This window comes from Aeromonas sp. MdU4 (assembly GCF_041929505.1).
GTDB lineage: Bacteria > Pseudomonadota > Gammaproteobacteria > Enterobacterales > Aeromonadaceae > Aeromonas.
The window spans coordinates 1-16,131 of the sequence record NZ_JBHFMW010000011.1 but is presented as its reverse complement, the minus strand read 5'-3'; the positions used below and the strand labels follow the sequence as shown (position 1 = coordinate 16,131).

Here is a 16,131-nt window from a genome sequence, read left to right as displayed (position 1 = left end):
TGGGTAGGGGCGACCATCCCATTAACAACGCCGGTCGAAGTCATATTTCACGGCTTCCTGATTGAGTAGTACCAGCAGTGGCTCTGTCACAAGCAGGCTAACGCCATCCCGGTGAAAAGGAATTATCATGATGTCTCCTCGTATAGATTCAGTCTTTGAGCCAATCCCAGAGTTTGCTGACGCCATAGGCTGCGACGGCGCCCACGGCAAGAGGAGCTAACAACGGGGCTGTGGCAATACCGGTCACCGACACTACCGTCGCAGCGGCACCACTACCGCCAGCAGTCGTGGCCAGAGTACTGGCAGCAAGCCCTGCGGTAGCACTGGTGACCGCTTTACCCAGCGTATGGCGAGCCACCTCGGCTGCGACCACCGTGGCAACTGCGGTCTGCAGCAGCTTGGGGGGATGCTGAACCCCTTCAATGCACCAGGTAACAAATTGCTCGCTACTAGCAAATGGCTGGCCTTGTTCACCTTCGCTGAGCCGTGCGTAGGCCCGTGTCAGGCTCTCCTCTCGACAGAACAGGCGCATGGCATGGGGCCTGACCTCGATGGCATTGTGCTGGCTGAATTCAGCCAGGGAGGTCAGCGCCAATTGACCTGAATGCTCACCTGCAGGCGTTGGTAGACAGTGAATGACCTGGTCATGGCCAACAAAGATCCCGTGATGGTGGCCTTCAGAGTGCGGTGTTACCAAGTGATCGCCGATAATGAAATGTCGTGTCATGGGGTGATGATCCTCATCAAGGGTTGGAAATGAAAAAGGGCGTCACCGTGATGGTGACGCCCTTTGGCTTTATTTTTTTCTGAGCGGGCTACTTGCCGCCTACGGTGATCTTCAGTGGTTGATGAAACTCGGGTGTGAAGGTGGAGATGGGGAGCCGGGTAACTTGGTTGTGAGCGAGCACCTCGGTCGCCTGAATAATGGCGATAGACTTGGCTTGCTCAACCTGTCCGCAATCAACTTCCGTAAAACCGCCACCATAACGAGTAGCGGAGCTCCCGCCGAACGATTCAACCTCCAGAGTTGATTCGGCCAGCGCTTTGCCCTTCTTGTCATTAAACTGCAGCGTGATATACAAACGCCCAAACTCACCGGCACCGCCGCTATCTAAGGAGAAGTGATACACACAGACGCCTTGGTTGGCGAAGACGGTGTCGGTGTGCTGGATAGCGAGATAACGCTGATCTTCTGCATGGCTGGCATTTGCCCAGAGTAGTCCACAAGCTATCAGGGCAGCTATCGAGCATTTAGTTCTAACGATGTTCATGGTTCACCCGTTGTAATAGTCGCAAGTGGAGGTCAACTTCATGGGGTTCGCTGTCCATATGGCTTCTTGGCCCGGCTTGCCGTAGACGTTGTAGACGCTCAGGGTTGATGCGGAAAGAATGGCGTTAACGAGCTGGGTCCACTGGGTTTGGTTTCTGACGGCCCCAGAGAGGCGTTTACCATCGACTTCAATTTCATCAACGGTCGCTGAGGCGTTATAAGCTCTGGTATATCGGAGGTTGGAGTGCAGGTGACTCCACCCCGCCATTTGATAGGCGCATTTGATCTCCAGCACATACCGGGAATAGTCCTTGCCTTGAGTCAATATGTAGCGAAGGCCATATTTATCTTCTTGCACAATCCACTGTGCAGGAGGGCCTTTCGGCGTATCCAGTTTTCGGGGTTTTTGGGCATTCTCTTCCGCCTTGCTCCAGGATGCCCCCTTACCCGCTTTGCGTATTTCTCCCCACATCCAGGCATCTAGCGGATAACGCTTGATGAGTCGGTCACCGACCATGATATCGACGTTGTTCAGCCGATTGTAGGTATTGACCTCGATACTGGCCGAAGCGCTGCAGGTGCCGGTATCCAGTTTCTTAAAGCTGCGACTGGCGTGTTCGGCAACCAGCAGATCGCCAGTGGCACAGCCTGTTTGGGAGCGGTTGTTTACCAAGGCAGTGTAGTGGCTGTTTTTGTAGAGCGGCTCACAGGTACGTTTGTTATTGCACGCGTGAGCCAAGCTGGTGCCGGTACTGTCTTGATAGGACCAGATGTCATTGGGGTTGCTGGCCATGGCGCTCGGTGTGGCGAGTGCCAGGGTGAGCAATGGAACGAGTTGTTTCATGAGCACTCCTGTTGGTAGTAAATCGTTGAAAAGGGGATAGCCCTTACAGGTCTGGTAGGCAAAAAACGCCCAATAACAACCTGTTGGGTTGATGTTCGCCTTTTGAGGTTCTTCATGTCAACGGGTCCACCCTCAACCATAAGGGTTGGCAGGAGGACTTATGACAGATATCAACTTTGAGCAGTTAGCCAAGAGCGTGGGCAAGGCTATTGGGCGTCAGCGTAACCAGGCCGGGTTTACCCAGGAGCAGGTGGCTGAACACCTCAATATCGGGATGGAGGCCGTCTCTCGAATGGAGCGGGGGATTGTGGTGCCGACCGTGGTGCGGCTGGCGGAGCTCGCTCAACTGTTTGGTTGTGAGCTGGCGGATTTCCTGCGCGAGACCAGTAACCGGCCGACCGAGCAGGGCATTGTGCTGAGCCAGCAACTGGCCCGGCTCGATGATGCCGACCGAACCCTGTTGCTGGAAACGGTAGAACGGTTGGTGGAGCGATTGGCCCGGTCCCGCTGATCATCCGCTGTTCACTGGGGAAGGGATGGGTTCCCTTTCCCTAATTTGTTGGTGAGTGGACTCCTTCTTGGTTGTGGCTTCTGTGGTGCTCGGCCTTGCGGAACGTTAAGCAAAGCTGTCGCCACAGCCCCCACGTTATCATTCGCCGTCTTATCGGGGCTACTGGCCGCTGTGCCAGTGCCTTGGCCTGGGTCTGGGTTTGGAACTCATTCCAATGGGAGAGCCCCAGCCCGAGCGATGCTTTAACGGCTGTGGCATCGAACTGGGTAGAGTGAGGGACTTTGATGATGCCGGTACTGCCACGCAGTGCCATCTGCTGGGTGTCGTTGCAGACTACCCGAAGGGAGGTGAACTGAACGGTGGTGCAGAGTGTCCCGTCGCAACTGGTCGCCAGTAACAGATAGGACTTCACCTTATCCCCGCCCTGTAGTGTCAGGTCTTGACCGGTACAGGCCAGTGCCCACAACTTCCGACCGCCTTTGAACGAGCCTGCGGTCTGTCCCAGCTCAAAGCCACCGGCTTCTACCAGCTCTTGATAGAAGTGGCGCACCTCGTGAGGCTGTACCACGTTGTAACGGCTTGAGACCACCGACAGGGGGACGAGGGTATCTGAGCGATAAAGTACCTTGCCGTCGCTGTAGGATCGAATATGCAGCACATCAGAGGCGACATTGAACATCACGTCGCTCTGCTCGATAGTCCAATCCATTCCGGCTGTCTGTAGCCAGATATCGAGAGATTGCTTTGGGGGTAATATATTACCGAGGCCTGCCAGGGTGTTTGGCCAATATAGGCCATGGGGTCAATTAGATGATCCATGGGAGATCTCCAATGAAAAAGGGGCTGCACAGAGCCGTCCCTTGGGTAGGTTCATGGAGATAAAATATATCTGCAAACTAATTAAATAAGACGATGCCTATATGAAAAACTACTCCTTAGTCCTGTAAACTATTGTGATGGTGTTGGGCTTTTTCAACTTGGATAAATTATCCGGTTCTATCTCGAAAACCGGTATAATGACAGTAATGCTGCCGCTATACATGATAGGGACCCAGCAGTATGCGTTAGGTTCGTTCAATGTTTTAGTTATACCGTTGATACCCGATGGCATCAGGTCAACCACGTCAATAATGAACGCTTTTGATAGGTCGAAAAAATATCCATCATAAAACACATCTTTAGCTAACAAAACAACCGCATCACCGGCGACCAATACTAAAGGTGAGTTTGGGTCAACGGGGTGATCAAATTTTTCAAACAGTTCTTTTTCTGGGAAAAACACTCTCTGTACGTAGACAAAGCAAACATATTTAACTGGTGATTTTTCTCGTAGAATGAACTCTCCACATATTTTATTTATGTGCCTGGTTTCAATTTTACCTAATCGCCTGTCTCTACGGTAATGAGGCCTCTTAGAGCGAAGATATGCATCATGATTAACGCTGTCAAATTCATATTCGTTCTTCAAGTGAAGGTTGTTATTCCAGATTTCCAAGCAATATTTTTCAGCGGCAACAGTATTCTGTCTTGGTGCAATTCCCCGCTTGTACACGCCAGATAACAACCGTTTGTTCAACTCATCTGCGAGCTGATAATGACTTGTGATATCTTTAAGGATAGGAGTCGTGGCATCTAATAGTGTACTGATTGCAGACGAGCGGGAGATACCTCGTGCCTTACAATACTCATCCAATACACGCAACGTATCCGCGTTGCTGATATTAATACTTGTTGGTTTAGCCATATAAAATCCCTAGGTGATGATGCCAATGAGTAGCGGAACACAGAACATCTTGTACGATGGTTTTAAGACGATGAACTATCACACCATGCTGAGTGGGTATACCGCCAGGGTAAGACTTTCGGTCCTGCCAGGTATAATTGCCCGACTTGTTCACAGATCACCTATGTATCAGCGAATTGGGCGTAGTTGAGCCTAGCACCCGCAAAAAGACTCAAATGGGCGGCGATCTGGGCCAGCTGCTTTTCGCGCTGCGCCATATAGCAAGCGACGGCGATTGGCCCCTTCCCTTCAACGATAAGCATCCTCTCACAACTGATTGAAAACCACCTGCTCTCAGTTAGTCAAAGTGTTCAATTTCACTAGGTGTTATTTTAAATCACAGTAGAATCAGTTTGTTATGTTTTTTGCTGAACAAGTGACCCCTGAGCCATCACCACCAATTTATCCAGCGAGCTTATGGGTGAGTGGGGGGGAGGTCAATACCACTTTGAATGAGTGGTTATGATTAGATGCGGCTACATCCGAAATTACGACAGCCATCATGGGTGGATTTGCTTCTGACTTTGGTCATGTAGTGGATCCTATCTATCAAGTCTTCAGGATAAATGTCTCGGTCTACGCCCCGCTTATGCAGGGTGTATCTACCGTCATCAGGGTATTGCACCCAGTCGCGTCCTAATTCAGGGGGTTCTCCTAATGCGGTACACCACGCGGTCGTTATCATGGTTCTGAGCGTGCTATTTTCGAGGTCGTAATCACCTAAGTGGAAGAAGGCATCTTTGTTAAATAGCAGGAGTGCGTGGAAATGACGTTTCCCTGTTTTGCTGAATTCACGTACCCACGCATAGCGGAGGGTATTGGGATAAACCCGCTTGCCGGATTGTGCGGTTCGTTTCTGGTAAGCGGCTAGTTTTGCATTCAATGAGTTGATAAAACGATTCATGGTGCCTGAGTGATGATTATGGAAGCACGTTATTATGTCACCCTGTTCGATAATTACTGGGTCATGTAAATCGACGCGCAGCACTAATGTTCTTGGGTACTCTGTTGATGCAGAGCGGATAGTTGACATTATTCCTTCGTAGTAACTGCGGATATGGTAACCATAGATGGTTTGATAGAATGTCATGGCCATTCCTATAGGGTTTAAGATTATTAGGTATGAGCGTATATGCTCCCCTAAGTGGGGAATATGACGGTGCAGCCCCCTCGTTATAGATACACCTTTGCTCGTAATGAATGTCGGCTGGTTGCCTTCTATTAGGGAGGCGAGCACACACTGTTATTATCGTCACGCTACTTATAAGCAGCTATCAACGTTTATGGATTAATGATTCAGTATGTTCTCGTCTTCAGACTATGGGTTGTCTGTGTAAAAAGAGTGTTTTACGTGGGTGGGGTGACATATGGCACCCTTACTGAAATGACTCAGTGAGGTCATGGATGCTATACGGCATCCACTATGATTGGGATATGTCAGCCACCATGAATGCCATTAGTGGTTATCAATACGGCTATACCAGACAGTTATTGCTGCCCATCAAGGTAGGCATATATGACCAAGATATAATTTATATAGGTGCTGTATATAATAACTATCCAACATGCTAAATGCCTTAAGCGCCAAGCATAGCGTTGGGTTGATGGTAAAATATTGCTCATTAATTAGCAGGATATCATTTCAATTACGCATCGAGACCCACATCGTTTAATCGCTGGATAGGCTGGCAGATATTCAGTGCCATGTATTCGCGGGTGTCATGCCCGATAACTGACATTGTTTGTTGGCCTGCCCCAACAAAGTGACCGCCATGAGGACTGCCTGGTTTGGATGGGGGCTTCTTGCTCATCGGTCTCTTCTGCCCCATCAACGCAGGAGAGGGGCGAAGTGTCTGGATCTTCAAGGGGCCAATCTAGTCAGTGTCAAAAATAACACAGAGGGCTACTGATATGAGAACACGCCACCACTTGATCGTTTCACAAGTATTGAGGCTTGAGTGCGGTTCTCATCTAAGCCCTGGGCGACGTCCGCTAAGGGTCATCCATTATCGATGAGAGGTCTGATGTCATGCATGCCCATTACAAGCCTGTCCGCGTTCTTCGCCTGAAAGATATCCTGTTCAAACTCAATGTTGCCCGCAGTACGGTCTATGACTGGATGAATGAACGCTCCCCGCGTCATGATCCTAGTTTTCAAAAAAGGGTGAAAATTGGCCTTCATTGTGTGGGGTGGTTAGAAAGTGAAGTCGATAGCTGGATATTGTCTCGCTTTGAGACCAATCCCCCATCGGTATAGCCCCAAGTTGGGTGATAGTGAACCGCTCGAAATTCATGCTGGGACCTGGGGGTAAATCCATAGGGTACTGGTGAAATGAAACTGGTATCGGAGGATTAACCGATCCCTGATCATGGTGCATCAGAAGACATTGTTAATGTCTGAATGGGGAATCCATGCAACAGTGTGAAAGTGAAATGGCTAAGATACTATAACTGAATAACGTTAAGTTTAAATGAATGCTGTCTAAATCGTGTATTGCTTCGGAAAGGCTGCTAACGTTCACCAGAGGCTCGATACACGTTCTACAGGGTAAGTAGATGCCTTGGGGAGTAATAATTTCATAATGCACTATGTGGGCGTTACAAGCAGTTTAATAGACATTATTAATGGCAGCGTAAAGAGAGTAGCAATGCGAAGGGGTTGCCTTATTAAAAATCCCCATGCTAATCACAGACAACGGTTGCTTTAAGCAGGGGCAATAGCGTAATATTTATCGTGTCTATCACTCTGAACGCAATGAGTCACCGTCGGACATCAGTTCGTTCTGGTTAAACATATATATTGCCTGTTTTAGGACTATTTATAGCGCTTTGCTGGTACCCCCTTATCGAGAGAAGTCTTAACCATGAGTGAATTTCTTAAAGTATTGTTAAATGTGCGCAGTCTGCGAGCAGTACTGCGCGAGTTGTCTCTGGACCAACTCAAAGAAGCACACGAGAAAATCGAAATGATTTATCTGGAACGGTTGGAGCAGGCAGAGAAAGAACAAGCCGCCCAAGCTGAGCACCAGCAAAAGCTGGCTGAGTTCCAAGCGATGTTGGCTCAGGCTGGTATCGACCCCACTGAGTTGGTAGGCAGTGCCCCAGCAGCAGCGACTGCGACTAAAGCTAAACGGGCACCTCGTCCCCCGAAGTACCGTTATGTTGAGAATGGCGTAGAGAAAACCTGGACTGGTCAGGGCCGAACTCCGAAGTACTTGGCCCAGCAACTGGAGCAAGGCCGTAAATTGGATGATTTCCTCATCTAACGAGCCTGTAAATCCAATTGTGTAACCGCCCACGAATAAGTAACTTTTTCAAAAGGATACCTTCGTGGGTAAGCAAATGGACCAAGACAAACTCAAAGCACTGGCCGCTGAGCTGGCCAAAGACATCAAATCTGAAAAAGATCTCGGCACACTCACCCAACAGCTGATCAAGCTCACCGTTGAGACCGCGCTCAATGCCGAGATGGACGAGCATCTGGGCTACGAGAAACACGCCCCACAAGGCCGCGGGACCGGCAACAATCGTAATGGCTATTCCACCAAGCGTCTAAAAGGCCAGCATGGAGAGGTCACCATCCAGGCGCCTCGTGACCGCAACAGCTCCTTCGAGCCTCAGTTTGTCCGCAAGGGCCAGTCCCGCCTGACCCAGATGGACGACCAGATCCTCGCTCTCTACGCCAAGGGCTTGAGTACGCGGGATATCGTGGACGCGTTCAAAGAGATGTATGACGCCGACATCTCGGCGGGGCTGGTATCGAAAGTGACCGAACGTGTCATCGAGCAGGTCCACGAATGGCAAAACCGACCGCTGGATCCGCTCTATCCCATCGTCTATCTGGACTGTATTGTGCTGAAGATCCGCGCGAACCAAAGGGTGATCAACAAGTCACTCTATCTGGCGCTGGGTATCAATATGGAGGGTCACAAGGAGCTGTTGGGCCTGTGGCTGGCCGAGACCGAAGGGGCAAAATTCTGGCTGTCGGTCCTGACCGAGCTGAAGAACCGCGGCCTGGAAGATATCCTGATCGCGTGTGTGGATGGTCTCAAGGGCTTCCCTGATGCCATTGCCGTGGAATATCCCCAGACCAAGGTGCAACTGTGTATCGTCCACATGGTCCGCAACTCGTTGCGCTATGTCTCCTGGAAGGACTACAAGGCGGTAACGGCGGAACTGAAGCAGATCTACCAGTCTGCGACGGAACGTGAGGCTCAGCAGGCGCTGGCGACCTTCGGCGAGCGCTGGGATAGCCAGTACCCGCAGATAGCGCGCTCGTGGCAGAATAACTGGGACAATCTGATCACGCTGTTTGATTATCCCCCCGCGATCCGGAAGGTAATTTACACAACCAATGCTATCGAGTCGCTAAACAGCGTGCTGCGCAAAGCGACCAAGCAAAGGAAGCTGTTCCCGACCGATGAGTCGGCGCTCAAAGTTGCGTTTCTCGCGATACAGCAGGCCTCCAAGAAATGGACCATGCCAAATCCAGAATTGGAAGCTTGCTCTGAATCGCTTTATTATCGAATTCGGTGATCGCCTGAACGGTCACCTGTAATGGCGTGGGCAGTTACACAGAATTATTTACAGGCTCCATCTAACTTATCCGAATAGACAAGGCCATGCCCTCACAGCGTGGCCTTTTTTTATGGCTATGTCCCAATTACGTGTTGCATGGGGTGCCCCAGCGCCTCATGCAAACACGCTTTGATATTTACGCCCCTCCCGTAACGCTCCAGCATCCTGCGCCAACCCAGGTAGTTCTTCAGGTAGTGCGTCGCCACGCCATGGAACCGCTCCATCCACTCTTTCAACCGATGGTGATACCCGTTCACGTGTTGAATGTGATACGCACCGACCATCCGTTCGCCTTGGCGATTGTGCACTACTTGATGAGTCACTCCATGCACTTTGCTAAAACTGGCATACACACCCGCACCATCGCTACACAACACCGCATCCGGTGACACCAACGGCTTCAACACCGCGATGACCGTCTCGGCATTTATCTTCTCCAGCTGAAAATCCGCATGGTGGCCAGCACGGTCCTGCACCACCATCACCGGGATGTAATCCGGCCCGGTTCCACGGGTTCGCCCCTTGCCACCACGATGCCTTGGCGGACGCGGTAGTCCCCGTTGCCCCTTGAACGATTCAAGGAAGAAGGTCTCATCAACCTCAACGATGCCCTCTTCCCGGGTGGCCTGATGACCTGCCATGGCACGCAAGAAGCGATGACGCCAGAGGAAAGCAGTGTTTTTGCTGACCCCACTGCGCCGCGCTGCTTGGCGGACGGTCAGTCCTTCGATGAGGGCTTGCGCGTAGTCTTCCCAGCACTGTGCTTTACGCAATCTGGCCAGGGGCGTCTTGGTGAGGATGGAGCTTGTGCGCAGACACAGTTTACAACGGTAGCGGCGCAGCCCCCGACTCCATCCCCAAGGCGCCAGCTCGGTGACATCGGCCTGACAATGTGGGCAGCCACTACATGCCGGTAACTGAGTATTGAGCGAGGTAATGGTGTGGGGCAGTGAGCTCCTGCTGAGCAACACGGCGCTGGCACAGGGTTAACTGGGGAAAGAGGGACAACAGGTGTTGAAAAGCTGGGGTATCCATGATGGTAGACCTCAAGGTGATGGCCTACGTCAAGATTAGCCTTTCAACACATAATTGGGACAGAGCCTTTTTTATTGCGTTCAATTCGATAGTTAGTTTTCAATGGTCAAGATATAAGCTATATTCTGTCACCGTTGCGATAATTAATCGGTGATGGCTTTGTCGTTCAGATGATTTCGCGTTGCCGTAATCGATTTGGAATCACATGGGGGCCATAGCGCTCTCGGTTGTTTGTATTGCCTTAATCCATGATATCCATACTACTTACGGCCCCAGTTCCTGCCATGCCATCAATAAGAGATTCAGACGATATTCATCGAGATCTGGAAACCCGATTACGTGAAGCCATTGATAGTTGGGATCCACGTCGCCCCAGACGCTGGCTAGCGAAATATGGCGGTTGGCGAGTTGAAAAGCGTTCCCTCCTTACGCAGCGATATTGTGCACTGCGCGACGAAGCACAAGCCTTACTGGCTGGCGTTTAAAAAGGCGTGACCAGATGTTTAATTTTGCGATAGGGGTGGCGTATTTATGACATCTTCATTCGGTTGCCGCTCCCTATTACCTGAGGGAATAGTGCAAGCGTGCTCTGTTGGCTGTCGGTGCCGATACTCTTGAGCATGAGCCCGCCCGCCGATGCCATACCGGCATTTTATTTGACGCGAGCTAAAGACCATCACGGGACCATCTGGTCAGGCAGTGGTCCCCCCTCTTTTACGCTGCCAATATTGATCCCCTTCGCAAATTAGCCGCCCATGTCTGGTATCAAGCCGAAAAGCCGGTTAGCGTGAGGCATCGCACAGACGCTGTTGGTACAATTGGTTCTCACTGGTGCGAACTACCTAATATCGCCTCATTATGTCGCTGACTTACTCCGCGTTGAACAGGAGGTCAATGATATGAAGCAGTACGTTCCGACAGAATGGGAAGTTGACGCTCCCCGCGATAGGGGGCGGCCAATACACCGATACTTTGGTGATAAGCAACCCGCCTCGATAGCAGAGGGCTTGCCACTACGCCCCATTGTCCACTCGATCAGTTCTGTTCCCACCCTCGCTCTTGTGATCCCTGCTGGCACAAGGCGTCATTTCTTCCCACTCGGGCGACGAAAGACCGGACGGTGCAGGAACCCTTGCTACCATCGTATGAACGTGCCCACGAGCTGTGTGCCCGTGAGTGATAAGAGGAAGATGCCATGCAACATTGCCACCACATTCTTTTTGTTAGTCAGGGGCTGGTTGATGAGACCGAAGCCTTGACGCAAGCCATGAGCTTGGCCCGCAACCACAAGGCCACGTTGAAAGCGCTGCTGGTGTGTCCTTTGTTGCCCAAGGAGATGAAGGACTACAGAGGATCCTACCTGCATTCTCTCAAGGCGCAGCTGATGCGTTCCGCTCAGGCTGCACGTGACATCGTCAAGGTGGATGAGGTGACGGTCCCACTGTCCATCGACATTGAGTGTGTAGATACCCCCGCTATCCACATCATTCAGCGTGTTCTGAGGGAAGCCCATGACTTGGTCATCAAGGCGGCAGAACCCAAGGAGGGGGACAAGGGCTTTAAGGCCATCGACATGGCGCTGCTGCGCAAATGTCCCTGTCCGGTCTGGTTGACACGCCCGATCCAGCGGCATCGCCATGCCATTCGGGTGGCGGTGGCGATTGACCCACAAAGTTCAACACCGGAAGGGCACGCGCTGTCCTTGCAGCTACTGGGCGTTGCCCGTACATTGGCGGATCACTGCAGTGGTGAATTGCATATCCTCTCTTGCTGGGATTATGCGTTCGACGCCTACCTGCGTGACAATGTCTGGATAAAGGTCTCTGAAGATGAGTTGCATCAAAAGACCTCTGCCATCAAGGCCGCGCATCAGGCAGCGCTGCGCAACTTGCTCAGCGTATCCGGCATCCAGGGACACTTTCAATTGCACCCTCTGCGCGGATTGGCAGAACGCTGTATCCCATCATTCGTGGCTGAACAACACATCGACATTTTGGTGATGGGGACGGTTGCCCGCACCGGGATCGCGGGCTTTTTGATTGGTAACACGGCGGAAAACATCGTGCAGAACCTTACGTGTTCTCTGCTGGCCCTCAAGCCAAACGGGTTTGTCTCCCCGGTAGCCGCCTATTGACGAGGGGGCACGATGCAGACAGAGCACGCCGAAATCGTTGCGGTCTCATGGCATCACGTCAGTGTGGACCGTGCGTTGCAACAACAGGGGGTGACGCTTGCGGGTCTCTCTCCGCAGGAGGTGAGCTCCAGACAAGCGCAATACGGTGCTAACCAATTGCCCGCAACGGCCCGGCGCAGCGACGTGACGCGTTTCCTGCTGCAATTTCACAATATTCTCATCTATGTCTTGCTGGGATGTGCCTTGGTGACGGCATGGCTGGCACACTGGATCGATACCGGCGTCATTCTGGCCGTTGTCACCGCCAATGCCCTTATCGGCTTCATCCAGGAGGGGAAGTCGGAGAAGGCGATGGATGCTATTCGCCATATGCTGGCGCCTCACGCCAGTGTCATTCGTCATGGAGAGCGCATAAGTATCCCTGGGGACCAACTGGTCCCGGGTGACATCGTGCTACTTGATGCAGGTGACAAGGTTCCGGCCGATCTGCGATTGCTCAACGTACATGGTTTGTTCGTGCAGGAAGCGTTACTCACTGGAGAATCCATTGCGGTGGAAAAACAGTGTGCCCCGGTCCGGGAGGATGTGCCGCTCGCAGAGCGCAGTTGCATGGCATTTTCCGGCACCATGGTGACTCGTGGTCAGGGCTGGGGACTTGTGGTAGCCACTGGCTCGGCTACGGAGATCGGTCGTATCAGTGGTCTGCTGTCAACGGTGGTGGTGCTGACCACCCCCCTCGTACAACAGATAGCCGCCTTTGCTAAGTGGTTGACCATGCTGATCTTGTTGATTGCCACCTTGCTAGTTGTGTACAGCTATTTTGTCGCCTATCAGGATTTCACCGCCACGTTCATGGCGATCGTCGGTTTGTCGGTTGCCGCCATTCCTGAGGGCCTGCCAGCGGTGCTCACTATCACCCTGGCCGTGGGTGTGCAGGCCATGGCGAAACGCAACGCGATTGTTAGGCGCCTGCCCGCCATTGAGACCTTGGGGGCGGTGTCCGTTATCTGTAGCGATAAAACCGGCACTTTGACTCGCAATGAGATGATGGTGGCCAGCGTACTTACCGAGCAGCAGAGCTTCACCCTGACAGGGGATGGCTATGCCCCGTATGGCAACCTGATGCAGGACGGGCATCCGATCACCTCTTCCGGGTACCCGGTATTGACCGAGTTGGCGCTGGCTGCGACTTGTTGCAACGACGCAGCCTTGTCTCTGCGGGAGGGCGTCTGGTGTGTGGAGGGCGATCCGATGGAGGGGGCTCTGCTCGCCGGTAGCGCAAAAATGGCGTTGGACATCCAGCAGATCCAAGCCACCTGGCACCGCACGGACACCATTCCCTTTGATGCCAAGTATCGTTTTATGGCCACACTCCATCATGATCATGAGCAGCATGCTGTGATATTCGTCAAGGGGGCGCCGGAGCGGATCCTGGCCATGTGTGCCAATCAGCGATCAACTAGGCCTGGGAGCACGGCGATACTAGACGAGGCGTACTGGAATGCGCAGGCTGAAGCCATAGCAGGTCACGGACAGCGTGTACTGGCCTTTGCCAGCAGATGTATCAACCCGGAACATACGGTGCTGGAACATCGCGAACTGGAGGGTTCTCTGACCCTGCTTGGCATGATGGGGATGGTGGACCCACCGCGCCCTGAAGCCATCACAGCCGTAGCCCAATGCCACGGTGCTGGCATCCGGGTGAAGATGATCACCGGGGATCACACCATCACCGCGGCTGCCATCGGCAAACAGATAGGGTTGCAGTATTCCGACCGGGTGCTCAGCGGTGCCGAGCTTGATGAGATGGACGATGCAGCCTTGCAACAGGCGGTGTTGCACTGTGACATCTTTGCTCGTACCACGCCTGAGCATAAGTTGCGCCTGGTCATGGCCTTGCAGTCGCAGGGCATGACGGTCGCGATGACCGGGGATGGTGTCAACGATGCTCCGGCCCTCAAGCGGGCGGACGCCGGCATCGCTATGGGCAACATGGGCTCAGAAGCTGCCAAGGAAGCTGCAGACCTGGTGCTGGCTGATGACAACTTCGCGTCGATTGTGGCGGCCGTCCGCGAAGGGCGCACTGTCTATGACAATATCAAGAAGGTGATCAGTTGGACCCTGCCCACCAATGCGGGGGAAGCCATGACGATCATCCTCGCCCTGCTGCTTGGACTGACGCTACCTATCACGCCGATCCAAATCCTCTGGGTGAATCTGATCACTGCCGTCACGCTCGGTATCGCCCTGGCATTTGAGCCGAGTGAAGACCATACCATGCGTCGCCCCCCTCGGCCACGCCATGAACCGTTGCTGAGCGGTGAACTGGTGTGGCATATGGCGCTGGTTTCGATGCTGTTTCTCTGCGGTGTCTACGGTATCTATGCCTACGCCATCGAGCGGGGGGAGTCTATCGCGCTGGCCCGCACCTTGGCGGTCAATACGTTGGTAGTGATGGAGATCTTTCACATGTTCTTCATTCGCAATCTCTACGGTACCTCGCTGAGATGGCAGGCCGTGAAAGGTACCCGAGTCACATGGGCGACGGTAAGTATGGTCATCCTGGCCCAACTGGCTATCACCTATCTGCCCGTGTTGCAGACCCTGTTCAACACCGAGGCGGTATCCTGTCTGGACGGAATATTAGTGATTGCGATAGGTATTGCCTTGTTTACCATCATTGAAGCGGAAAAACAGCTCAGGTTGCGGTTTAGACGCATGAAGGGTCCATAGTGGCCCTTCAGCGCTGTCGGCGTCAGGGCGCATTTGTGGTGTTGTCGAGACTAGGTGGCGATGACGCCTTACCTAACGTGGCTCTCGGTAGCAGCTGAGTTCGGCTGCCAATACGCTGTACATGTCATTGACCGAGTCGACCTTGTGCGCGCCAAATTGTGCTACAAGACGGGCCTTGAGACGCGCTGCATCCGGTAGCTGGTCAGCGCAATAGCGCGCGTTGGTGTGTTTGGCCCGCTCACCAGCCCGGCTGCTTAGTGCCCGCTCGGAGAAGCGTTCACCAAAACAGTAGGTCTCGGCTTGCTTGCCCCCCAGTAGCAGGGCACTGTCCACCACCCCGTTCAGATAGGCGGAGCAGCTTGCCGAGGCTGCGTCCTGTTTACAATCCTCCAGCCCCCCAGCCCATACCACAGGGCTCATCAACAACATCAACAGTTGGCCATGTCCTTTCATCACGCCTCCGTGCACGGTTTCCGTGCTCTGTTGGGACCGATAATTCGTAAGGCTTGGTTCCCGTTCTCCTACACGCTCTCGGCATTGATCTGGTTGAGCAACCGTTTGGCGGCTGTTTGATCTTGCCTCCTTTGAGGCCAGTGAAAATGAGGTGTCGTTCACATTTATAGGGTAATGTTACGATAAATGAGGCGCGGTTATTGCGGAAGGGGGATGACAGTGCTCGCGCCGTGGTGGTGTAGATTGAGCGGTCCATCGTGATCGTGTCAATGAACTCAGTTGCCAATCCATCCACCGTGTAATTGACGCTGCGGGTTTGTTCTCGAACCAACGGTGGTTGCGGGTTGCTTATCGGGCACATCCATTTAACCAGCGATGCTGTCCCGTCTCGAGGCGTATAAATAAACCCAATACGCTCCATCACCCACGCCCCAGCCATGCGGAGCGAACGATATGAGTACACAACGCGTCCGGGCGTTTATTTTGCAGCATGTTCCCGACCTCACGGTCTATACGCAGCTACGAAATCAAAGCCGGTTGTTCAACAGTACCCAAATAACGACTTGACTCTTAGAAAGGTGCCCAGGGCAGCCAGTTTACTGGTGGTGAATGGCAGGACTTTCTGAAGATCCACAACCTGAGTTGCAGCATGAGCCGACGGGGCAACTGTCACGACAACGCGGTCGCCGAGAGCTTCTTTCAGTTGCTCAAACGGGAGCGGATCAAGCGCAGGATTTACGCGACAAGAGACGAAGCCCGCAGCGATGTGTTTGATTATATCGAGATGTTT

The 16,131-nt window shown here is 52.8% G+C and carries 12 protein-coding genes and 4 pseudogenes; 7 read left to right on the top strand and 9 right to left on the bottom strand.

All coding sequences use genetic code 11. From position 1 onward, the window contains the following. Positions 1–148: 148 nt before the first annotated feature. The 3 genes from ACE1BR_RS06185 to ACE1BR_RS06175 all read right to left on the bottom strand — a co-directional run bounded on the left by ACE1BR_RS06185 (position 149) and on the right by ACE1BR_RS06175 (position 2,114). Entirely contained in the window at positions 149–727 is a 579-nt protein-coding gene (locus ACE1BR_RS06185; protein ID WP_374868555.1) for a hypothetical protein, read from the bottom strand. Positions 728–815: 88 nt separating this feature from the next. Beyond that, entirely contained in the window at positions 816–1,271 is a 456-nt protein-coding gene (locus ACE1BR_RS06180; RefSeq protein ID WP_374868553.1) for an IrmA family protein, read from the bottom strand. A 3-nt stretch (positions 1,272–1,274) separates the two neighbouring features. Continuing rightward, entirely contained in the window at positions 1,275–2,114 is an 840-nt protein-coding gene (locus tag ACE1BR_RS06175) for a hypothetical protein (RefSeq protein ID WP_374868551.1), read from the bottom strand. Between the two features lie 160 nt (positions 2,115–2,274). Here ACE1BR_RS06175 and ACE1BR_RS06170 point away from each other — a divergent pair, with 160 nt between their 5' ends. Further along, the gene (locus ACE1BR_RS06170; protein ID WP_374868549.1) at positions 2,275–2,625 is read left to right on the top strand and encodes a helix-turn-helix domain-containing protein; all 351 of its coding nucleotides are present in this window, start codon (positions 2,275–2,277) and stop codon (positions 2,623–2,625) included. A 154-nt stretch (positions 2,626–2,779) separates the two neighbouring features. Here ACE1BR_RS06170 and ACE1BR_RS06165 read toward each other — a convergent pair. The 4 genes and pseudogenes from ACE1BR_RS06165 to ACE1BR_RS06150 all read right to left on the bottom strand — a co-directional run. Further along, positions 2,780–3,444 (bottom strand): annotated as a pseudogene (locus ACE1BR_RS06165) (DUF932 domain-containing protein); the annotation flags it as partial. Positions 3,445–3,553: 109 nt separating this feature from the next. Beyond that, positions 3,554–4,369, bottom strand: a complete 816-nt coding sequence (locus tag ACE1BR_RS06160) for a hypothetical protein (RefSeq protein ID WP_374868547.1) — start codon at positions 4,367–4,369, stop codon at positions 3,554–3,556. Positions 4,370–4,874: 505 nt separating this feature from the next. Next, entirely contained in the window at positions 4,875–5,498 is a 624-nt protein-coding gene (locus ACE1BR_RS06155) for an inovirus Gp2 family protein (RefSeq protein WP_374868545.1), read from the bottom strand. A 556-nt stretch (positions 5,499–6,054) separates the two neighbouring features. Beyond that, positions 6,055–6,219, bottom strand: coding sequence for a hypothetical protein (locus ACE1BR_RS06150; protein WP_374868543.1), 165 nt, complete (start codon positions 6,217–6,219; stop codon positions 6,055–6,057). Between the two features lie 218 nt (positions 6,220–6,437). Here ACE1BR_RS06150 and ACE1BR_RS06145 point away from each other — a divergent pair, with 218 nt between their 5' ends. The 3 genes and pseudogenes from ACE1BR_RS06145 (at position 6,438) to ACE1BR_RS06135 (ending at position 8,966) form a co-directional block, all read left to right on the top strand. Next, positions 6,438–6,665 carry a helix-turn-helix transcriptional regulator gene (locus tag ACE1BR_RS06145; RefSeq protein WP_374868541.1) on the top strand — a complete coding sequence of 76 codons (228 nt, stop codon included), beginning with the start codon at positions 6,438–6,440 and terminating at the stop codon, positions 6,663–6,665. 607 nt (positions 6,666–7,272) lie between these two features. Further along, positions 7,273–7,674, top strand: a complete 402-nt coding sequence (locus tag ACE1BR_RS06140; protein ID WP_374868539.1) for an H-NS family nucleoid-associated regulatory protein — start codon at positions 7,273–7,275, stop codon at positions 7,672–7,674. A 76-nt stretch (positions 7,675–7,750) separates the two neighbouring features. Continuing rightward, positions 7,751–8,966: pseudogene (locus tag ACE1BR_RS06135) on the top strand (IS256-like element ISAs3 family transposase). A 94-nt stretch (positions 8,967–9,060) separates the two neighbouring features. On the opposite strand, the pseudogene ACE1BR_RS06130 reads toward ACE1BR_RS06135, so the two are convergent. Beyond that, positions 9,061–10,021: pseudogene (locus ACE1BR_RS06130) on the bottom strand (IS1595 family transposase). Between the two features lie 1,195 nt (positions 10,022–11,216). Between ACE1BR_RS06130 and ACE1BR_RS06125 the strand changes: the two are divergent. Together ACE1BR_RS06125 and ACE1BR_RS06120 are read left to right on the top strand one after the other, a co-directional pair. Continuing rightward, positions 11,217–12,155, top strand: coding sequence for a universal stress protein (locus ACE1BR_RS06125; RefSeq protein ID WP_374868537.1), 939 nt, complete (start codon positions 11,217–11,219; stop codon positions 12,153–12,155). Between the two features lie 12 nt (positions 12,156–12,167). Then, positions 12,168–14,888, top strand: coding sequence for an HAD-IC family P-type ATPase (locus ACE1BR_RS06120; RefSeq protein ID WP_374868535.1), 2,721 nt, complete (start codon positions 12,168–12,170; stop codon positions 14,886–14,888). Positions 14,889–14,960: 72 nt separating this feature from the next. On the opposite strand, the gene ACE1BR_RS06115 is transcribed toward ACE1BR_RS06120, so the two are convergent. After that, positions 14,961–15,341, bottom strand: coding sequence for a hypothetical protein (locus tag ACE1BR_RS06115; RefSeq protein ID WP_374868533.1), 381 nt, complete (start codon positions 15,339–15,341; stop codon positions 14,961–14,963). Between the two features lie 583 nt (positions 15,342–15,924). Between ACE1BR_RS06115 and ACE1BR_RS06110 the strand changes: the two are divergent. Beyond that, positions 15,925–16,131: pseudogene (locus ACE1BR_RS06110) on the top strand (IS3 family transposase); the annotation flags it as partial.